15 protein-coding genes are annotated in these 19,572 nt (G+C 69.3%); 10 read left to right on the top strand and 5 right to left on the bottom strand.

The annotated features are described in order from the left end of the window. Window positions 1-429: 429 nt before the first annotated feature. A complete protein-coding gene (locus ACFV6V_RS25420) occupies window positions 430-837 on the bottom strand; it encodes a RidA family protein (RefSeq protein ID WP_385569139.1) in 408 nt (135 codons plus the stop codon). Window positions 838-975: 138 nt separating this feature from the next. Between ACFV6V_RS25420 and ACFV6V_RS25415 the strand changes: the two genes are divergently transcribed. Continuing rightward, window positions 976-1,362, top strand: a complete 387-nt coding sequence (locus ACFV6V_RS25415; protein WP_385569136.1) for a winged helix-turn-helix transcriptional regulator — start codon at window positions 976-978, stop codon at window positions 1,360-1,362. Between the two features lie 193 nt (window positions 1,363-1,555). Further along, a complete protein-coding gene (locus ACFV6V_RS25410) occupies window positions 1,556-2,134 on the top strand; it encodes a HupE/UreJ family protein (protein ID WP_385569134.1) in 579 nt (192 codons plus the stop codon). A gap of 264 nt (window positions 2,135-2,398) precedes the next feature. On the opposite strand, the gene ACFV6V_RS25405 is transcribed toward ACFV6V_RS25410, so the two are convergent. After that, entirely contained in the window at window positions 2,399-3,565 is a 1,167-nt protein-coding gene (locus tag ACFV6V_RS25405) for a magnesium and cobalt transport protein CorA (RefSeq protein WP_385569132.1), read from the bottom strand. 771 nt (window positions 3,566-4,336) lie between these two features. On the opposite strand from ACFV6V_RS25405, the gene ACFV6V_RS25400 reads away from it, so the two are divergent. From ACFV6V_RS25400 to ACFV6V_RS25390, 3 genes are all read left to right on the top strand, one after another. Further along, entirely contained in the window at window positions 4,337-5,878 is a 1,542-nt protein-coding gene (locus tag ACFV6V_RS25400) for an AMP-binding protein (protein ID WP_385569129.1), read from the top strand. An 80-nt stretch (window positions 5,879-5,958) separates the two neighbouring features. Then, window positions 5,959-6,453, top strand: coding sequence for a GNAT family N-acetyltransferase (locus tag ACFV6V_RS25395; protein WP_385569126.1), 495 nt, complete (start codon window positions 5,959-5,961; stop codon window positions 6,451-6,453). Between the two features lie 81 nt (window positions 6,454-6,534). Next, the gene (locus ACFV6V_RS25390) at window positions 6,535-7,227 is read left to right on the top strand and encodes a DUF1275 family protein (protein WP_385569124.1); all 693 of its coding nucleotides are present in this window, start codon (window positions 6,535-6,537) and stop codon (window positions 7,225-7,227) included. A gap of 15 nt (window positions 7,228-7,242) precedes the next feature. On the opposite strand, the gene ACFV6V_RS25385 is transcribed toward ACFV6V_RS25390, so the two are convergent. After that, window positions 7,243-7,839, bottom strand: a complete 597-nt coding sequence (locus ACFV6V_RS25385) for an NAD(P)H-dependent oxidoreductase (RefSeq protein WP_385569122.1) — start codon at window positions 7,837-7,839, stop codon at window positions 7,243-7,245. A 157-nt stretch (window positions 7,840-7,996) separates the two neighbouring features. Between ACFV6V_RS25385 and ACFV6V_RS25380 the strand changes: the two genes are divergently transcribed. After that, window positions 7,997-9,625: an AMP-binding protein gene (locus ACFV6V_RS25380; protein ID WP_385569119.1), complete on the top strand. Its 1,629-nt coding sequence runs from the start codon at window positions 7,997-7,999 to the stop codon at window positions 9,623-9,625. Between the two features lie 181 nt (window positions 9,626-9,806). On the opposite strand, the gene ACFV6V_RS25375 is transcribed toward ACFV6V_RS25380, so the two are convergent. Next, on the bottom strand, window positions 9,807-10,625 hold the full coding sequence (locus tag ACFV6V_RS25375; protein ID WP_385569117.1) for a hypothetical protein: 819 nt from the start codon (window positions 10,623-10,625) through the stop codon (window positions 9,807-9,809). Between the two features lie 287 nt (window positions 10,626-10,912). On the opposite strand from ACFV6V_RS25375, the gene gcl reads away from it, so the two are divergent. The 4 genes from gcl (at window position 10,913) to ACFV6V_RS25355 (ending at window position 17,779) form a co-directional block, all read left to right on the top strand. Continuing rightward, the gene (gene gcl, locus ACFV6V_RS25370) at window positions 10,913-12,691 is read left to right on the top strand and encodes a glyoxylate carboligase (RefSeq protein ID WP_385569169.1); all 1,779 of its coding nucleotides are present in this window, start codon (window positions 10,913-10,915) and stop codon (window positions 12,689-12,691) included. 566 nt (window positions 12,692-13,257) lie between these two features. Then, the gene (locus ACFV6V_RS25365; RefSeq protein ID WP_385569114.1) at window positions 13,258-14,085 is read left to right on the top strand and encodes an FAD binding domain-containing protein; all 828 of its coding nucleotides are present in this window, start codon (window positions 13,258-13,260) and stop codon (window positions 14,083-14,085) included. Beyond that, window positions 14,082-16,808, top strand: coding sequence for a molybdopterin-dependent oxidoreductase (locus ACFV6V_RS25360; RefSeq protein ID WP_385569111.1), 2,727 nt, complete (start codon window positions 14,082-14,084; stop codon window positions 16,806-16,808). Before ACFV6V_RS25365 ends, ACFV6V_RS25360 begins: the two co-directional genes overlap by 4 nt. Further along, window positions 16,805-17,779 (top strand): antibiotic biosynthesis monooxygenase, encoded by a 975-nt coding sequence (locus tag ACFV6V_RS25355; protein WP_385569109.1) that lies wholly within the window; start codon window positions 16,805-16,807, stop codon window positions 17,777-17,779. Before ACFV6V_RS25360 ends, ACFV6V_RS25355 begins: the two co-directional genes overlap by 4 nt. 91 nt (window positions 17,780-17,870) lie before the next feature. On the opposite strand, the gene ACFV6V_RS25350 is transcribed toward ACFV6V_RS25355, so the two are convergent. After that, window positions 17,871-19,502, bottom strand: a complete 1,632-nt coding sequence (locus ACFV6V_RS25350) for a phospholipase (protein WP_385569106.1) — start codon at window positions 19,500-19,502, stop codon at window positions 17,871-17,873. Window positions 19,503-19,572 lie beyond the last annotated feature (70 nt).

The following is a 19,572-nucleotide window of genomic DNA, read 5'->3' as shown; positions in this document are numbered from 1 at the left end:
GGGCTCTTGATGAGGTGTCAGGACTCCGTGGCAGACGGCCGGGAAGCGGCGACAGGGCCGCCTGGATGCAGCACTGCCGGCCCGTCACCCAGGTGCGCGGCTTCTCGGGATTGAGTACGCCCGGATGTGCTGGATCCGGGTGCGTGAGGCTTCGAAAGTCACCGAGACGATGACGCCGTCCGGTGGGCCCACCAGAGCCACCAGACCAGTCACCCTCATGCCGCCGGAGCGGTGTGGACCCCGTCGGCAATGGTCGGTATCACCCTGCCGTGGCAACGACTTCGCCGAACCACAACGCGCCGGCGGGCCGGTCATGGACAGAGGCTCCACCATCATGGGCGAGCGTCGGTCCGGGCACATCATCGACGCCGCCTCCATCGCGGCTCTCCGGCCGGTCGCCGAGGCCGCCGAGGCGCGGAGGGCACCCGTTCAGTCGAGGACCGCGGTCGCTTCGATCTCGACCAGGTGCTCGGGCACGTCCAGGGCCGCGACACCCAGCAGGGTGGCCGGTGGTGCGGCGGTGGTGCCGAGCTTGGTGGCGGCCCGGGTGAGGCCTTCCATGAGCTGGGGCATCTTCTCGGGGGCCCAGTCGACGACGTGTACGTTCAGTTTCGCCACGTCGTCGAAGGAGGCGCCGACCCCGGCCAGGGCGGTGGCGACGTTGAGGTAGCACTGTTCGACCTGAGCGGCGAGGTCGCCTTCGCCGACCGTGGCTCCTTCGGCGTCCCAGGCGACCTGCCCGGCGATGAAGACCAGCCTCGAACCGGTCGCGACCGACACCTGCCGGTAGGCATCGATCTTGGGCAGTCCGCCCGGGTTCACCAGGGTGATGGCCATGTTGTCCGTCTCCTCGACTCGTGAGAGCCCACGCGCTGCGTCGGTGAAAGCAGTCGCGGTCTCTTCTGGTTACTCGGAAACCGTAGGAGACTGGGCACTGACGTGGAAGAACGCACTTTTCAGTGACTGGGGTACCTCATGGTGACCAAGCAGTTCAGCGGCTCGGACGAGGACGCCGACCTCACGCGCGCGGACTCGTTGGGACGGGAGATCTTCTCGGACGTGGCCAACAAGTGGGCGCTGCTGATCATCGAAACCCTGGGTGAACGAACGCTGCGTTTTAGCGAGGTCCGCGACGGCATAGAGGGCATCAGCCACAAGATGCTCACCCAGAACCTGCGCATGCTGGAGCGCAACGGCCTGGTCGAGAGGAACGTGCATCCCACGGTGCCGCCGCGGGTCGAGTACACCCTGACCGAACCGGGCCGGGCGCTGCGCGTTTCGATCGCCGGCCTGTGCGACTGGACCCACCGGTTCCTCGGCCAGATCGAAGCCTCCCGCCGTCACTTCGACACATCCCGGTAAGAACGTATGCGCACTGCCGCTTGGGTCGGCGAGAGCCAGGAGACCGTCGATCGGGCCCTGCGTGCCGTTCACGCGGGACAGGCCGCACTGCGCTGACAGCCGGGAGAGCCCCCGACGGGGCTGGCTGGCGGACGCGTTTCGCCGGGCTGGGTTCATCCCGAACACCGTTCGCACCCACAGCCTGGTCTTTCTCATGCTGGCCCCCTCGGCGGACTGGTCCCGTTCGGCTGCCGGCGCGGCAACGGCCGGTCAGCTGCTTGCGGTGGCCGTACTGGTCCAGCGGCTTCTGAAACCAAAGGCCGCAGAGTCAGCCGAGGCCCCACGGCTGCTCACCGACAAGCAGCGCAATCTGTGGAGCGTCCTTCTGGTGGCTCTGGTCGCGGTCTACGGAGTGCCCTTCTTCCGCCAGGCCGGGAGCATGCTGCCGGTCAAGGTCGTCGTGGGTTCCATGGTCGGCGGGATGATCGGCTGGCGCCGCACCGGCCTGGCCATCGCCTTCCGCCTGCGGGTCACCACCGCGGCCGCATCCACCGCCGTCGCCGTCTTCGGAATCTGCCACGGATCGGCTCACGGCCTGGAATACGCGTCGCAGGAAGGCAAAGTCGGGTATGTGCTGGGCATCCTCGTCACCACGGCGGGCCTTCACGTTGCCGGCGCGGTAGGGGCGCTCCTGGTGACGGACTGGCGCCACGGCGGACGTGCACTGCGCGTCGCGGGGGCATCGGCCACAGCTGTAGGGCTGTGGCTCGTGACAGCAACACTGTCAGCCTGAGTGCCTGCCTGAGAACCGGTCGCGGTAAGTGGAGCGTCACGTTCGGCGTGGCGCCGGGCGCGGTACTCGATGGCGCATGCCGCGCACCGGATCGTCCCGGACCCGATGACGCACGCCGAGATGCCTCCACTCCTCCGGCTTCGGCGCATCTGTGGGGCTGAGGCGGAAGAAGAGGATGCTCGTGACCAGCCCCAGAACGAGCTTCGCACCAGACGCCGCGAGCCCTGCCCTTCGGACGGACGACGCCAGTTCTCAAACACGGCCCTAGAGCCAGCCCCGCCTCTTGAACACCACGTACAGGCTCACGCACACCGCCGCCATCAGCAGGATCGCGAACGGGTACCCCACGGCCCACTTGAGTTCCGGCATGGTGTCGAAGTTCATCCCGTACACCGTTCCCACGAGCGTGGGTGCGAAGAGGATGGCCGCCCAGGCGGAGATCTTCTTGATCTCCTCGTTCTGCTCGAAGCCCGCCTCCGCCAGTGCCCGCATCTCGGCGTTCTGCTGCTGGGTCACCAGCGTCGTGTTGACCGTCAGGATGTCCGCGAGGGCCTGGCGGAAGCCGTCCACGCGCTCGCTGGTGTGGGTGACGTGGTCGGCCACGTCGCGCAGGTAGCGCTGGAGTTCCTCGTCCGTGCCGTATTTGGCGAAGCCCGCCATCAGGCCGTGCAGCATCCCCACCAGGGGACGGGTGGCGCGCTGGAACTCGACCATCTCGCGGGAGAGTTCGTAGATACGGCGGGACACCTCGGGATCGCCGCTGAAGACCTCGGTCTCGATCTCGTCGATGTCGTTCTGCACACCGGCGACCACCGGGGCATAGCCGTCGACCACGGCGTCAAGGATGGCGTAGAGCACGGCCTCGGGGCCGAGGGCCAGCAGTTCGGAGTCGTCCTCCATGCGGCGGCGGACCGCGGAGAGGTCGGGTGCGGCGCCGTGGCGGACCGTGATGACGAAGTCGCGGCCGACGAAGACATGGAGCTCGCCGAAGTCCACCTCTTCCTGGGCGTCGAGGTACCGGGCGGCGCGCAGCACGACGAAGAGGGTCTCGCCGTAGCGCTCGAGTTTGGGGCGCTGGTGGGCCTCCATCGCGTCCTCGACGGCCAGCTCATGGAGGTCGAACTCCTCGGCCAGCGTCAGCAGCTCCGCTTCGGTCGGCCGGTGCAGGCCGATCCAGGCCATGCCGCGCGGCTCTTCGCGGAGCTGGCGGAAGGTTTCGGCGAGCGACTCGGGGGTGGAGACGCGCCGGCCGTCGCGGTAGAGCGCGGCCTGGACGATGCTGCCCTGGTCTTTCTGCACCGGGGCCGGGGACCCCGGTGTGTGGGCACCCGCGGCGCCTGTGCCGCCGCCCGACGCGCCTGCCGGAGTGAAGCGCCGGCGCCAGGCGTGTTTCCTCGGGGTGGCATCGGGGCGGGCCCGTCGCTCGGACATCCTGGTCACCTCCCGTGTCCCGTGATCGCGTACCCGGTCGGAGCAGGATATACACGATGGCCGGATAGCGGACATTTTCGGTCCGGAATCCGGCCATGGCGGCGTGCGGACCGCTTACAGGTCCACGTCCCTGGCCGGCGGGTCCTTCCTCGCGTGGACGGCGGCGGCCGTCCACGCGAGGCGGCGGGGGCCGTGACGCGGGGCACGCCGAAGAAACGGAGTCCGCGTCCCAGCGGGTGCCGCGCGGCTCCCGGTCCACCACCGGTGCGGGCGCCCTGAGCAGGGGATCACCGCGGTCACTCCCAGCGGCTCCGCGAGCGCCCGCAGCGCGTTCCGCGAGCCTGATCCAGGTCTGGGGTCTCACTGAACGCGGCGCCCAGCCGCCGCTCCCCGGTGAAGCCGATGGCCGTGTGCGCCCCGAGCGGTGTGCGCAGGAAACGCAGCTGGAATCTCCCGGCAGAGCCGAGCCTGACCGGTACGAACAGCGGCTCTGCCGGGCGATGTTCTCCAGGGTCCGCTTCCCCGGGCGGAAGGTCGTCCATGGTGGGTGCCCTCCGGGACGTCGGTGATTGCCGTGCTCGTCGCAGCTTTGCGGACGCACCCGGAAGCCGTGCGCGGCGGCGGAAGCATGACGGGTCGCTGACCGGAAGGGGGCAGTTCTTGACGTGCTCCGTACGGGGGAAGGTCTGCGTCACCACCCGCACTCGAGTGGGTACGCGAGATGCTCGCACCGGAACAGCGATTAAGTGATTGCAGGCAGGAGAGAACGCCATGCGGATTCCCATGACCGTCGCCGACTTCCTCGACCGGGCCGAGCTCGGGTTCGCCTCCAGCCCCGGTGTGATCGACGAGCCGGACCAACCCGCACCGCCGGTGCCCGATGCGACGTACGGGCAGCTCGGGGTGCGGGTACGGGCCTGGCAGGCGGGGCTGGACGCGATCGGCGTCGGTGAGGGCGAGCGCGTGGCTGTGGTCAGTCACAACTCCGCGCGGATGCTCGAGCTGCTCTTCGCGGTGCCCATGAGCGGCCGGATCTGCGTGCCGGTCAACTTCCGGCTCAAGCCGGACGAGGTGGAGTACGTCGTCCACCAGAGCGGGGCCTCGGTCCTGCTGGTCGACCCTGAGCTGGACGAGTCGTTGTCCGGGGTCAAGGCACGGCACCGGTTCGTGCTCGGTGAGCAGTCCGACAAGGAGCTGATGCGGTTCGGGGTGGAGCCGCGCCCCTGGTCGCGGCCGGACGAGGACGCCACCGCGACGATCAACTACACCTCGGGGACCACCGCCCGGCCCAAGGGCGTCCAGCTCACCCACCGCAACATCTGGGTGAACGGGCTGACCTTCGGGCTGCACACCCGCGCCTGGGAGCGGGACGTGTATCTGCACACCCTGCCGATGTTCCACTGCAACGGCTGGGGCATGCCCTTCGTGATGGCCGGTCTCGGCGCCAAGCAGGTCGTGCTGCGCAAGGTCGACGGCGCCGAGATCCTGCGCCGTGTCGACGCCCACGGTGTGACCCTGATGTGCGGCGCGCCCGCGGTGTGGAACGCGGTCCTGGACGCCGCGGCCGACTGGGAGGGCGAGATCCCCGGCCGCGACCGGGTACGGATCGTCTGCGCGGGAGCTCCGCCGCCGAGCAGGACCATCCAGCGGGTGGGGGACGAGCTCGGCTGGGAGTTCACCCAGATCTACGGTCTGACGGAGACCTCGCCGCTGCTCACCTTCAACCGGACCCGCCCGGCCGACGTCGGGCTGCCCGCCGAGGAGCGCGCGCACAAACTGTCGCGTGCCGGGCTTCCGGCGCTCGGGGTGAAGCTGCGGGTCGCCGACTCCGGTGAGGTCCTGGCCAGGTCGAACGTGGTGCTCGACGGGTACTGGGAGAAGCCCGAGGAGACCGAGGCCGCACTGGAGGGCGGCTGGTTCCACACCGGCGACGGCGGCATCATCGACGAGGACGACGGACACCTCACGATCTCCGACCGCAAGAAGGACGTGATCATCACCGGGGGTGAGAACGTGTCGTCGATCGAGGTCGAGGACACCATTTTCAGCCACCCCGCCGTGGCCGAGGTCGCCGTGATCGGCGTCCCCGACGAGAAGTGGGGCGAGACCATCAAGGCCCTGGTGGTGCTCGCCGAGGGAGCCACCGCACAGGAGGCGGACATCATCGCCCACTGCAAGCAGCGCATGGCGGGCTACAAGGCCCCCACGTCGGTCGAGTTCCGCGATGCCATCCCGCGGACCGCCACCGGCAAGATCCAGAAGTTCAAGCTGCGCGAGCCGTACTGGTCGGGCTCCGGACGTCAGGTGAACTGATCGGTCTCAAAGGTGAGTTACGGGACGGAGCGGGCTGCCCCGCACAATGGGTCGCCTACGGGGATGCGTACAGTGACCGTATGCCCGAGTTGCAGCTGCTCCGCCCGGACCACGCCCCCGCGCTCCTCGCCTTCGAGCGCGAGAACCGGGCCCACTTCGCCGCGTCCGTCCCCGACCGGGGCGACGGATACTTCCTCCACTTCGACGAGCGGCACCGGGCCCTGCTCGCCGAACAGGAGGCGGGTGTCTGCTACTTCCATGTGCTCGTGGACGCCGAAGGCGAGATCCTGGGGCGGGTTAACCTCGTGGACGTGGCGGACGGCGCGGCCGAACTGGGCTACCGCATCGCCAAGCGCGCCGCAGGCAAGGGACTCGCCAGCCGGGCTGTGCGGGAGCTCTGCCAGCGCGCCGCCGGCCGGTACGGGCTGAGCGTGCTGAGGGCCGAGACCACCCTCGACAACCCGGCGTCGCAGGCCGTGCTGACGCGCACCGGGTTCGCCGTCGTCGGCGAGACGGAGCTCGACGGCCGCCCTGGCCTGTCGTACCTCCGCAGCCTCGGCGTCACCGGCGACTGACACCCGGCCGCTCAGTCGAGCACGCGAAACGCGAACGCTTCTGCCGGGAATGCGCGTAAAGGCGATCTAGCATGGCGCATCATGGAGCCGCCAGCCCCACCCTCGCCCGGCCCGACCCGTCCGCTGCACATCGCGGTGACGTTGCTGGTGGCAGCGGCAGGGTCGGTGGAGACCATCTCCTTTCTGGGCCTTGACCATGTCTTCGCCGGAGTGATGACCAGCAACCTCGCCTTGCTGGGTATGGCCATCGGGCAGCAGCAGGCCCTGAACGTCACCGCCGCGGCCCTCGCACTGGCCGGGTTCGGCATCGGGGCCGCGGTGGCCGCGTGGTTCACCCGGCGCAGCGGGATCCCCGCCGCACGCTGGCAGCCGAGGGTGATGTCCTGTCTGGTGGCGACGACCGTCATCCTCGTCGTGATCGCGGCAGTGTGGGCGGCCGTCGACGGCGCACCGCGCGGGATCACCAGAAGCCTGCTCCAGTTCGCGGCGGCGGTCGCCATGGGGGTCGAGTCCACGGCCATGGTGGCCGCGGGTCACGCGGCCGCGCCCACCACCTATCTGACCGGCACCCTGGCCACCTACATCGTCAAGGGTGTCGGAGCGGTCCGCCAGGAGCACTGGATCCCGGTACGGTTCGGCGCGCTGATCGTGGGTGCTGCCATCTCCGCGGTGCTGCTCAAGGCCGCTCCGGCGTGGGCCGCGGTGCCACCGGTCGTGCTGATGCTCTGCGCACTCCTGGCGGCCCGCGGCCGCTGGCCACTGCGATGGCGATGAGGTGACCCGGGTGGGTCAGCCGGCGGACGACCGCTCGGCGTCCGGGAACCGGGCGAGAGGCGCCTCCTGGGCGAAGAACGTCTTGGCCTCGACGGCCGCCCGCTCGTCACTGAGCACCTGGCCCGGCCGGGAGCCGTTGCCGAGCAGTACGCCGCCGAAGCGCATGCCCATGTATGCCGCGGTGTGGTTCAGCGTCAGAATGAGTGGTTCGGCGCGGACCGGCTCCCGGTCCGCCATGGCCGTGACGCCCCACAGGGTGCGGCCCGCCATCCTCGCCTTGAATCCGGGGTCCGGGGTGGAGAGCCACTTCGACCAGTAGTCGAGATAGCGCTTGGCATACGAGGAGACGGAGTACCAGTACAGCGGCGAGACGATCACCACGTCGGTCGCAGCCAGCGTCGCCTCCCTCAGCAGGTCCTCGTCACTCTCCTCCTGCGGCCAGGAGCCCGCCGCATGGCGCGCGTCGTGAAAGTCGGGCAGACGGAGCCGTTCCAGGTTCAGCCACCGCTGCCCGGTGCCGCCCGGCAGTTGCTCCGCCGCCGCACGGGCCAGCAGTTCGGCGTTGCCGTCCGCACGGGCGCTGCCGAGGAGGAAGAGGAACGAGCGGGCCATGAAGTGCTCCTGGGTCAGCCCATGGGCGGCGACCAATGGTCGCGCCCCGGGGCGTGGTTGATTTCCCCGACTCCAACCTCCCTCCACCAGCTGATATTCCGGCTGCACTCGGGGGAGGATCCCGGCAGTGAACGAGTACGGCGGGAAGGGAACTGCGATGGCGGGAACGGACACCGGGGCGGAAACGGCGCTCGCGTACACACATGGCACGGGCACCGTGCCGCTGCTCGGTGACACGATCGGGCGCAACCTCGATCGGACGATCGCGCGGTTCCCGGCACGGGAGGCGCTGGTCGATGTGCCGTCCGGGCGGCGCTGGACGTACGCGGAGTTCGGGGCGGACGTGGACGAGCTCGCGCGGGCGCTGCTCGCCCGCGGGGTGGCCAAGGGAGACCGGGTGGGGATCTGGGCGGTGAACTGCCCGGAATGGGTGCTGGTGCAGTACGCCACCGCCCGGATCGGCGCGATCATGGTGAACATCAATCCGGCCTACCGGGCCCATGAGCTCGCATACGTCCTCGACCAGGCAGGGATCGGCATCCTGATCGCGTCCCTCGCCCACAAGACGAGCGACTACCGCGCGCTGGTGGAGCAGGTCCGTGCCGACTGCCCGGCGCTGCGGTCCGTGCACTACATCGGCGATGACAGCTGGGCGGAGCTGGTCGCATCGGCCGAAGGTGCGGGACGGGACGAACTCGCCTCACGAGAAGCGCAGTTGTCCTGCGACGACCCCGTGAACATCCAGTACACCTCAGGCACCACCGGATTCCCCAAGGGGGCGACCCTCTCCCACCACAACATCCTCAACAACGGCTATTTCGTGGGCGAGATGATCGCCTACACCGAGCAGGACCGGGTCTGCCTTCCCGTCCCGTTCTATCACTGCTTCGGCATGGTCATGGGGAACATCGGGGCCACATCCCACGGCGCCTGCATCGTCATCCCCGCCCCGTCGTTCGAAGCCGACGCCACCCTCCGCGCCGTCGAGCAGGAACGCTGCACCTCGCTCTACGGCGTACCCACGATGTTCATCGCCGAGCTGAACCTGCCCGACTTCGCGACGTACGACCTCGGCTCGCTGCGCACCGGCATCATGGCGGGCTCGCCCTGCCCGGTGGAGGTGATGAAGCGGGTGGTCGCCGAGATGAACATGGCCGAGGTGTCCATCTGTTACGGCATGACGGAGACCTCACCCGTCTCCACGCAGACCCGGCGGGACGATGACCTGGAGCGCCGCACCGGGACGGTGGGGCGGGTGCTTCCGCACATCGAGGTCAAGGTGGTCGACCCGCTCAGCGGGGTCACACTGCCGCGCGGCGAGGCGGGGGAGCTGTGCACCCGCGGCTACAGCGTGATGCTCGGGTACTGGGACGAGCCGGAGAAGACGACCGAGGCGATCGACGCGGGGCGCTGGATGCACACGGGTGACCTGGCGGTGATCCGCGATGACGGGTACGTCCAGATCGTCGGCCGCATCAAGGACATGATCATTCGAGGCGGCGAGAACGTGTACCCGCGCGAGATCGAGGAGTTCCTGTACGCCCATCCGAAGATCGCCGACGTCCAGGTGGTCGGCGTACCTGACGCGAAGTACGGCGAGGAGATCCTCGCCGTCGTCATCGCCCGGGACCCGGCCGATCCGCCGACGCTGGACGAGGTCACCGGCTTCTGCCGCGAGAAGCTCGCCCACTACAAGGTCCCCCGGCGGCTCGAGGTCGTGGACACCTTCCCGATGACCATCAGCGGCAAGGTGCGCAAGGTGGAGCTGCGGGAGCGCTACGGCTGACGCTTCCGGAAGGCGAGCGGGGGAGCCGACCGCCACGCCCGAGCCGCTCGCCGGCAGCGGGCGGCCGCTGCTCGTGGAGACGCCTGCCGACCGGCGGGAGGTGCGCTGGGTCGCGCGCCGGTCGGGAAGACCGTGCGGACCGAACCGGGCCCGCGGCGCGGGCTGTTCGGAGCGCGCGCGGTCAGGGGCCCGGCGACAGCAGTGCGTCCGCCGGGCCGTTCACCGGTTGCGGCGTTCCGGTGAGGTCCATGACGAAGAGGGGGAGACCGAGCTCGTCCGCGCGGGCGCGGGCGTCGGAGGCGTATCCCGCGAGGGAGAAGAACACGCCCAGCGCCTCTTCGTTGAGTCCGTTCAGCCAGAGGCACTCGACCGCGCGCAGAGTGGCCGGACGCGTGGTGGGGTCCACCTGGGCGACCAGGCCGGGGCCGCGCAGGGCGAGGCCGCTCGCGTACCAGTCCTTCTGCTGGACGATCTCCTCGAAGCCGAGCCAGCGCAGATACAGGGCGGCCGTGGTCACGGCGTCGCCGGCGGTGCGGATCGTGACCGGGCGGAACGTGGGGCGTGGCGCGGGGACGGTGCGTGGCAGGGGGATGTGCGTGGGCAGCCCAGCCCGGCCGCCACGGGCCTCTGCGGCCGCGGGCGAGCGGAACGGAGCGGAGGGTGCGGAGGGCGCCGTAGGCCCGGCCGGCGACGCGGGTGCGGAGGGCGTCGAAGGCCCGGGCGGTCTGGGGCGCGAGGTCACCGGGCGCACCGCTATCCGCAGCACCGTCCCGCAGGGGCAGCCCAGCTCGGGCTGCGGCCATTGGTCCTGCCGTCCGCAGGCCTGGCAGCGGGCGGTGACCCAGTCCTCGGTCCAGGTGCGGTGCGTGATCGGCTCGGCGGGTGCGCCGCGCACCAGGGGAGGCGCGACGGGAGCCCCGCACGCGCACGGGTACACGGGCGCGGCGAAGGTGTGCGTACGTCGGCAGACCGGGCAGCGAACCGGTACCTGATCGCCCATTCTCCCCGTCCCCCCTCGGGTGGCCCAGACGTGACTCGTGCGTGCCTCGGGCGCGCCTCTGCCGTCTTCGTGACGTCGGTCACGCGCCTGGGGTCCATCGTCCACCACGCGTCAGCCCTGGGGGAGGGACTTCGGCCATCCCCCGGCCCCGTCCTGGCCTCCTTCCCTTGACGTCCCCCACCACGCCCCTTACTTTGATTCCGGATAGCAGAATCAAGTTTCCGCATTGTGGAATTTCTCGTTGGAGTCCGATCCGTCAGGCCGAAGCAGGAGCCCCCATGCCTCGTATGACAGCCGCCCGAGCGGCAGTTGAGATCCTCAAGCGCGAAGGCGTCACGCATGCGTTCGGTGTGCCGGGCGCCGCGATCAACCCCTTCTACAAGGCTCTCCAGGAAGGTGGCGGCATCGATCACACCCTCGCCCGCCATGTGGAAGGCGCCTCGCACATGGCCGAGGGGTACACGCGGACCGCCCCGGGAAACATCGGGGTCTGCATCGGTACGTCAGGCCCCGCGGGCACCGACATGATCACCGGGCTCTACTCGGCGATCGGTGACTCGATTCCGATCCTGTGCATCACCGGGCAGGCCCCGACGCATGTGATCCACAAGGAGGACTTCCAGGCGGTCGACATCGCCGCCATCGCCGGTCCGGTCACCAAGGCCGCCACGACGGTGCTTGAGGCGGCGCAGGTCCCCGGCGTCTTCCAGCAGGCATTCCACCTGATGCGCTCCGGCAGGCCGGGCCCCGTCCTGATCGATCTGCCCATCGACGTCCAGCAGACCGAGATCGAGTTCGACCCGGAGACGTATGAGCCGTTGCCGCTGCACAAGCCGGCCGCGACCCGGGCCCAGATCGAGAAGGCGATCTCCTATCTGCTGGAGTCCGAGCGCCCGCTGATCGTCGCGGGCGGCGGTGTCATCGGCGCGGACGCGAGCGAGCTGCTGGTCGAATTCGCCGAGCTGACCGGCACGCCCGTGATCCCGACACTGATGGGCTGGGGCGCCATCCCCGACGACCACGAGCTGAACGCCGGGATGGTCGGCCTCCAGACCGCGCACCGCTACGGCAACGCCAACTTCCTGGAGTCCGACTTCGTCCTCGGCATCGGCAACCGCTGGGCCAACCGGCACACCGGCTACAAGCTGGACGTCTACACCCGGGGCCGTACGTTCGTCCATGTGGACATCGAGCCCACCCAGATCGGCAGGATCTTCGCCCCCGACTACGGGATCGCCTCGGACGCCAGGGCTGCCCTGGGGCTCTTCGTGGAGGTGGCCCGGGAGCTGAAGGCTGCGGGCAGGCTGCCCGACCGGACGGCCTGGGTCGCCTCCACCCAGGAGCGCAAGGCCACCTTGCAGCGGCGTACGCACTTCGACGACGTGCCGCTGAAGCCACAGCGCGTGTACGAGGAGATGAACAAGGCCTTCGGTCCCGAGACCCGTTACGTCACCACCATCGGGCTCTCCCAGATCGCGGGCGCGCAGATGCTGCACGTCTACCGGCCGCGCCACTGGATCAACTGCGGCCAGGCCGGACCGCTGGGCTGGACCATCCCGGCGGCGCTGGGCGTCGCCAAGGCCGACCCGGAGGCGCAGGTCGTGGCGCTGTCCGGGGACTACGACTTCCAGTTCATGATCGAGGAGCTGGCGGTCGGGGCACAGCACCGGATCCCGTACGTCCACGTGCTCGTGAACAACTCGTATCTGGGGCTGATCAGGCAGGCGCAGCTCGGCCTGGGCATCGACTTCCAGGTCAATCTGGAGTTCGAGAACATCAACGCGCCGGAGCTCGGCGTCTACGGCGTCGACCATGTGAAGGTCGCCGAGGGCCTGGGCTGCAAGGCCATCCGGGTCAGGGAGCCGGAGGAGCTGCTGCCCGCGCTGGAGGAGGCCAAGAAGCTGGCGGCCGAGTACCGGGTGCCGGTCGTGGTGGAGGCGATCCTGGAGCGGGTCACCAATATCGCGATGAGCCGGACGGCGGACATCAGCGACGTGTCCGAGTTCGAGGAGCTGGCCACGGAGCCCTGGCACGCGCCCACGGCGATCAGGTCCTTGAAGGTCTGAGGTGCTGTCGGCGGGGTCGGAGGGGTCGGCTTCGGAGGGGGGAGACCCATGGGATGCGGTGCGAGACCGTCTCCTGGGCCGGTCCGTGAACGCCTCGGGGGGTGTAGCTGTTTGGTCCCTGAAGGTCACGATCTCAAGGAGCACTCCCGACTTGGCGGTGCCATCCCGCTCTGGCTACGCTTGTTGAGTGTCTGCGAGCCCGCTGCCTTGCTGAATTCGGCCCGGCGGCCGGTTTCGTCGGCCGGGTGGCGATCGTTCGGGATTCGCTTCTGTCCCGCGAAGACCGTGCCGCTCGCTCTCGGCGCATACGCCGTGCCCTTGCGGCATTCGGTGGGTGCACCGGCCCCCGGTGCCGTCCATGGCCGGAAGCGGTTCGACGGCACGCTCGGCCGACTGCAACCGGCCGGTTCAAAAGGTGGTGTTGCGACGGACGCGAGCGCCCCGGAAGGCGTGACGCTGCGACAGGGTACATCTGCCCCATGCGTATGAGCCGTCTCCGTGCAGGCCCACGGATGGCGCGCCGGTAAGGTCCGTCGCGGCCCTTGTCGTGAGAGAGACAAGTCCCCATGGATCTCAACACCGTCACGGAAGTCGTCCGGCATCCGCAGGACCGGCCCGGAGCCGACTGGCGCGAAGGTGACGCCTGGCTCGCCGGCGGCACCTGGCTGTTCTCCGTGGAGCAGCCCGACGTGCACCGCCTGATCGATCTGACCGCGCTGCGCTGGGATTCCCTCGTCCCGGGCGACAAGGGCCTCGACATAGGTGCGACGTGCACCGTCCAGGAGCTGTACGCCTTCTCCCCGCCCGCCGACTGGATCGCGGGGAGCCTTCTCGCCACGAGCTGCGAGGCGTTCCTGTCCTCGTTCAAGGTGTGGACCTCCGCCACCGTCGGCGGCAACATCTGCATGTCGCTGCCCGCCGGGCCGATGATCACGCTCACGGTGGCCCTGGAGTCGGAGTACGAGCTGTGGGCTCCTGACGGGTCCGCGCGCACCGTCGACGCCCTCGACTTCGTGACCGGTGACCACCGGAACATCCTCGGCCCGGGAGAGATCCTGCGGCGCGTGCGGATCCCGGCGCGCGCCCTGAGGAAGCGCACCGCGCACCGTCGCTTCGCACTGACCCGCCTCGGCCGTTCTACCGTGTTCCTCGTCGGTACCCGGACGCCGGGAACGAGTGACCTGACGCTCACCGTCACGGCCGGCACCACGCGGCCGGTGCGCGTCGCCTTCGACACCATGCCCGACGCCCGGACACTTCAGCAGAGCATGGACGTCATTCCCGCAGACGTCTGGTTCGCCGACCCCAACGGGTCCCCTGGGCACCGTCGCCATCTGACGAAGCACTTCGCCGAGGAGATCCGTCACGAACTCATGGCAGGGGGCCCGGCATGACGTACACCGTGAACGGCATGAGCTTCGACGAGGAACCCCACCCCGGCCAGTGCCTGCGCACGTTCCTGCGCTCGCTCGGGTGTCATGGCGTCAAGAAGGGGTGCGACGCGGGTGACTGCGGGGCGTGCACCGTGTGGCTGGACGGCGCCCCGGTGCACAGCTGCATCACCCCCGCCTTCCGTGCCGAAGGCCGTGAGGTGACCACGATCGAGGGCATCGGATCACCCGGCGACCTGCATCCGATGCAGCGGCGGTTCCGCGACGCCCCAGGGTTCCAGTGCGGGTTCTGCACCGCTGGGATGATCATGACTGCGGCGACGTTCACCGAGGCGCAGAAGAAGGACCTGCCACGTGCGTTGAAGGGCAACCTCTGCCGTTGCACCGGTTACCGGGGCATCCAGGATGCCGTGCAGGGCATCGTGGGCGTGGAACCCGCCACCCCGGGAAAGGCCGTGGGGACGAGCGTCGGAGCACCGGCGGCCGAGGATGTGGTCACCGGCCGGGCCGAGTTCACGATGGACACACACCTCGAAGGGATGCTGCACCTCAAGGTGCTGCACTCGCCGCACGCACACGCCCGGATCGTCTCCATCGACACCACCGCCGCGCTCGCCGTCCCCGGCGTCCGACGCGTCTACACATGGGAGGACGTGCCACGCAGGCGCTTCACGACGGCGATCCACACCGACCACCTGGTCGATCCGGACGACACCCGGATTCTGGACGACACGGTCCGTTTCGTCGGCCAACGCGTCGTGGCCGTCCTCGCCGACACGGTCGCGGCGGCGGAAGAAGGCTGCCGAGGGGTCGTCGTCGACTACGAGGTGCTGCCCGCGGTGTTCGACCCCGAACAGGCGATGGCCGACGGGGCGCCACAATTGCACGGCGCGGACGATCCGTTCGTGCGCGACCCGGTCCGCAACATCCTGCTCGAGATGCATGCGCACATCGGCGACGTCGACGCCGGGTTCGCCGATGCCGACGTGATCCACGAAGGCACCTACTCCTCGCCCCGGGTGCAGCACGCGCACCTCGAGACCCACGGTTCGATCGCCTGGATGGAGGACGGCCGGCTCAACGTCCGCACCAGTTCGCAGTCTCCGTCCATCGCGAAAGTCAAGCTCTCGCATCTGTTCGCGCTGCGCCCGGACCAGCTTCGTGTGTTCTGCAAGCGCGTCGGCGGCGGCTTCGGCGGCAAACAGGAGGTGATCTCGGAGGACCTGGTCGCACTCGCCACCCTCGACACCGGCAGGCCGGTCTGCTTCGAGTACACGCGCGAGGAGGAGTTCACCACCGCCTCGCCGCGGCACCCGATGAAGCTGACGGTCAGGCTCGGCGCGAAAGCGGACGGCACTCTCACGGCGTTCCAGGTCCGCAACGTGTCCAATACGGGGGCGTACGGAAACCACGGTGGCGAGACCCTGTACGCGGGCAGCGCCGCCGTCATGATCTACCGCTGTCCGCACAAGAAGTACGACGCGTACTCCGTCTACACCAACACCGTCCCGAGCGGCGCGCTGCGCGGTTACGGGATGACGCAACCGGCGTTCGCCGTGGAATCGGCCATGGACGAACTGGCACGCGCGCTGCACATCGATCCGCTCGAACTGAGGCGGCGCAACATCGTGCGTCCGGGTGATCCGCTCGTCGCCCTGCACGAGGGCCCCGACGACGTGGCGTTCACCGAGGACGGCCTCGCGAAGTGCATCGACCTGGTGGGCGCTGCCATGGCCCGCACGGCTGACGAACCGTCCCCCGGCCCTGAATGGCTCCTCGGGGCAGGCGTGGCGAGTTCACTGCATGAGACCGCACCGCCGACCGAACACATCTCGGAGGCCTGGGTCACACTCGGTGAGGACCTGGTGTACGAAGTGGCCGTCGGCACGGTCGAGTTCGGTGAGGGGACATCGACCGCTCATGTGCAGATCGCGGCGGCTCAGCTGGGCACGACACCGGCCCGGATCCGTCTGGTGCAGTCCGACACCGATCGCACCGGCTTCGACACGGGTGCCTTCGCCAGCGCGGGCCTCTTCGTGTCGGGCAACGCGGTGCTCCGTGCCTCCGGCGCCGTGCGCGACCGCATCCTCGAATTCGCCGCCTCCTACACGGGGGTCCATGTCGTGATGTGCTCGATGGACGACGAGAGCGTGGTCTGCGGCGAGCGACGCGTGCCCCTCGCGGAGCTCGTCGCCGCGGCCCGAACCCGTGGAATCCGTTTCACCGCCGCGCGCAAGGCGTACGGCTCGCCCCGCAGCGTCACCTCCAACACCCAGGGGTTCCGGATCGCCGTGCATCCGGTGACCGGGGAGATCCGCGTCCTCTACAGCGTCCAGGCGACCGACGCGGGTGTGGTCATCAACCCGGCGCAGGTCCGGGGACAGGTGGAGGGCGGTGTGGCCCAGGGGATCGGCTTCGCACTGACGGAGAACCACCACATCGACGAGCACGGTGCCGTGGTGAATCCGAACCTCCGCAACTACCGCATCCCGGCCTACGCCGATGTGCCCCGTACCGATGTGCTCCTGGTGGAATCGGCCGATTCCGTCGGGCCCCTGCGGGCGAAGGGGATGGCGGAATGCTGCATCAACCCGGTGGCCCCCGCGCTGGCGAACGCGCTCCACGACGCCACGGGCATCCGCTACCGGGAACTGCCGCTGACTCCGGAACGCATCTACCGCCGGCTCAGTCAGAGCCGACCGGCCCGGACGGGTCTGAGCACATGAGTACCGAACGGCTCGAAGGCACCGCCGTCACGGCGATCATCGGTCAGCGGGTCCACCCCAGCCGCGAGCGGGAGTTCGAGGCGTGGCAGAAGGAGGTCAACACCGCCGCCTCCCGCTACCCCGGCTTCCTCGGCACCGAGACCTCGCCCCCGACGGCGGTCCAACCCGACTGGGTGGTCGTGTACAGATTCGACTCGATAGAGCACCTTGAGGCATGGATCAACAGCGCCACCCGGCAGAGCCTTCTCGACTCCGGCCACGAGTACTTCGACGGCCCCGCCACACAGCAGGTCGTGGGCGGCGGCAGCACGCCGTCCCCGGACACGCTGGTGACGGTGGTGGTCACCCACCGCGTCGACCCGGCCCACGTCGACGACTTCCTCGACTGGCAGCGCCGTATGGCCGCGGCGGAGAGCCGGTTCGACGGATACCGCGGTACCGAGGTCTTCCGCCCCGTGGAGGGGTTGCAGGACGAATGGACCACGCTGTACAGGTTCGACAACGCCGAACACCTCGACGTCTGGCTGACCTCGGCAGAGCGGCAGGAAATGCTGACCGAAGGCGACAAGTTCGAGGACTACCGGCTGCGCACCATAGACGACTCCTTCGGCAGCTGGTTCGCCTTCGACAACAACGGCACCGAGGCGCCGCCGCCCTCCGAGACCAAGACCGCCATCGCCGTCTGGGTCGGGCTGTATCCGACCGTTGTGGTGCTGGCACTCGTGCTGGCCCCGTTGAACATGCCGTTGTGGATCGGGCTGCTCGTGGGCAACCTGCTGTCGAGCTTCGTCATGAGCTTCCTGACCATGCCCCGCTATGTGAATCCGCTGCTCAGGCGTTGGCTGCGGCCGTCCCCTGAGGAACCGGCGGCGAAGACCAACCTCATCGGCCTCGGCATCGTCACCGCGCTGCTCGGCTTCTGGTGCGTCGTCTTCTGGCTCGTCACGACGCAGATCTGGACACTTCCCTGAGTGCCGCGCCCCGGCCGTCAGGTGCTGCTTCACCTGCCTCGCCCCGCAACGACGCTTCGTTGCGGGGCGAGGGGCAGGGGCAGGCCCGCACTCAGCCCTGGCAGACCCCGCGGGCGTAGTCGTATGTGGCCGTCTTCTGCGCGTACTTCCACTGCGGAGCGAGCAGCGCGTCGTCGAGCTGGGCCGCGGCCTTCGGGCTCTCCACGATGTAGCCGAAGTCCTGGAGCCAGGCCGGATACAGGTTCTTGGAGCCGATGTAGAAGGCCGAACCGTCCACCGACACCAGCTTGTGGTGCTGCGCGTACGGCTTGCCGTCGGCCCAGGTGGCGCTGTCGGCGTTCCGGGCGGAGGCGAGCTGGAGATTGCCGCACATCGCCGCCGAAGCGCTCGTGCCGTCGCCGGTGACGCGGGTGAGGCGGCTGCGCAGCACATCGCTGATCTCGCGGAGCGACTTGATCTGCGAGTAGCCACCGCTGCCGACCGCACCGCGGTTGGCCGGGTCGCTGACCACGATGCGGACCTTCACCCCGGCGGCGAGCTTCGCGGCCAGCGCGTCGTACAGCCGGATGTCATAGCGCGGCAGCGGCGGGCAGGTGGCATTCATGTCCTGCTGGGAGATCTCGACATGGCTGGTCGCGCTGCTGACGAGCGCCCGCAGGGCGCTCTCCTCGGGGTTGACCGTGTCGTAGTCGCGATCGGCGTTGGTGCGGTCGGACAGGCCGACGCCGCACTTGGCATCCGAGGCGTTCGGCAGCTCCGGCTTGAACGCCGATGACGGGTCGCGGTCCCTGATGCCGACGCCGAGGCCGCCGACGGCGATCACCGGGGTGTCGCCGGACTGGCCGGCCCCGGGGGACGGCTGCGTCGTGGACAGGGCGGGCATGCAGCCGCCGCCGGACGAGGCGAACCACACCTTGGCGATGTTGTTCTTGTTGTCGCACGTCCAGGACCAGAGCTGGTCCAGGTAGCGGCCGGCCGAGCCGGCGGCCGGGCCGGTGAGGGCGAGGTCGACGTCGGACACCGGGTGAGTGGTGTCGAGGTAGTCGCCCTTCCAGTTGTTGATCCCACCGGTGATCGCGGACTGGCCGTCGACCACGAGCAGCTTGGAGTGGTTCCAGGACAGACCGGTCTTGGAAGTCGTCATCGACGCGACGTTGAGGGTGATGTCGTCGGCGGCGTCGCCGAGGCCGGAGAGGAGCTGGTCACGGTACTTCGACGGCAGCACGTTCAGGTGGTACACCGGCGCGGCCCCGACGAGGACCCGCACCCTGATCTTGTCGTCGCCCGCCCCGCGCGTCGCCGCCGCGCTCCTGAGACCGGAGACGATCGCCTCCTGGAAGTCCCCGTCGGGGAACGGCGCCAGAGTGGATATGTCCACCGTGCGGGTGGCCTGCGCGATGTTCGCGGTCATTTTCGCCAGGAGCCGCTTGGTGCCGGACCGCTCAGCGCAGGCGGCGTCACCCCAGCAGCCCGGGGTCTGGAGCAGCCAGCCGGAGGGATCATCGGCGGGCGCGTCCAGGCGGTTGCCCGCCGTGCGCTCCCACACCTGGCCTTCAAGCCCCGGTGACACCTCGCGCAGTACCTGCTCGATGGCGTCGAGGTGCGGTGTGTCGGACGGTTCCGCCGCGAACGCCGGGGCGGCGGGCAGCGGGGAGAGGGTGGCGGCGAGGACCGCCGCGGTAGCTGCGAGACGGGTCGAGCGGCGAAGCCGGACAGGAGCCAAGGTCGCATCCTTGTCGAGTGATTGGGGTGTCGCTCACGGCCGTGACATCAGGCACGGAGCTTGATCAACT

The sequence above is a fragment of the Streptomyces sp. NPDC059828 genome (assembly GCF_042731955.1).
In the GTDB taxonomy this organism is placed as follows: domain Bacteria; phylum Actinomycetota; class Actinomycetes; order Streptomycetales; family Streptomycetaceae; genus Streptomyces.
The sequence above is the reverse complement of the archived record's forward strand: the minus strand, read 5'-3'. Positions and strand labels throughout refer to the sequence as shown.

Coding starts and splice junctions, on each gene's coding strand:
- ACFV6V_RS25420 (WP_385569139.1), bottom strand. CDS start 837: ATGGCCATCACCCTGGTGAACCCGGGCGGACTGCCCAAGATCGATGCC.
- ACFV6V_RS25415 (WP_385569136.1), top strand. CDS start 976: ATGGTGACCAAGCAGTTCAGCGGCTCGGACGAGGACGCCGACCTCACG.
- ACFV6V_RS25410 (WP_385569134.1), top strand. CDS start 1,556: ATGCTGGCCCCCTCGGCGGACTGGTCCCGTTCGGCTGCCGGCGCGGCA.
- ACFV6V_RS25405 (WP_385569132.1), bottom strand. CDS start 3,565: ATGTCCGAGCGACGGGCCCGCCCCGATGCCACCCCGAGGAAACACGCC.
- ACFV6V_RS25400 (WP_385569129.1), top strand. CDS start 4,337: ATGCGGATTCCCATGACCGTCGCCGACTTCCTCGACCGGGCCGAGCTC.
- ACFV6V_RS25395 (WP_385569126.1), top strand. CDS start 5,959: ATGCCCGAGTTGCAGCTGCTCCGCCCGGACCACGCCCCCGCGCTCCTC.
- ACFV6V_RS25390 (WP_385569124.1), top strand. CDS start 6,535: ATGGAGCCGCCAGCCCCACCCTCGCCCGGCCCGACCCGTCCGCTGCAC.
- ACFV6V_RS25385 (WP_385569122.1), bottom strand. CDS start 7,839: ATGGCCCGCTCGTTCCTCTTCCTCCTCGGCAGCGCCCGTGCGGACGGC.
- ACFV6V_RS25380 (WP_385569119.1), top strand. CDS start 7,997: ATGGCGGGAACGGACACCGGGGCGGAAACGGCGCTCGCGTACACACAT.
- ACFV6V_RS25375 (WP_385569117.1), bottom strand. CDS start 10,625: ATGGGCGATCAGGTACCGGTTCGCTGCCCGGTCTGCCGACGTACGCAC.
- gcl (WP_385569169.1), top strand. CDS start 10,913: ATGACAGCCGCCCGAGCGGCAGTTGAGATCCTCAAGCGCGAAGGCGTC.
- ACFV6V_RS25365 (WP_385569114.1), top strand. CDS start 13,258: ATGGATCTCAACACCGTCACGGAAGTCGTCCGGCATCCGCAGGACCGG.
- ACFV6V_RS25360 (WP_385569111.1), top strand. CDS start 14,082: ATGACGTACACCGTGAACGGCATGAGCTTCGACGAGGAACCCCACCCC.
- ACFV6V_RS25355 (WP_385569109.1), top strand. CDS start 16,805: ATGAGTACCGAACGGCTCGAAGGCACCGCCGTCACGGCGATCATCGGT.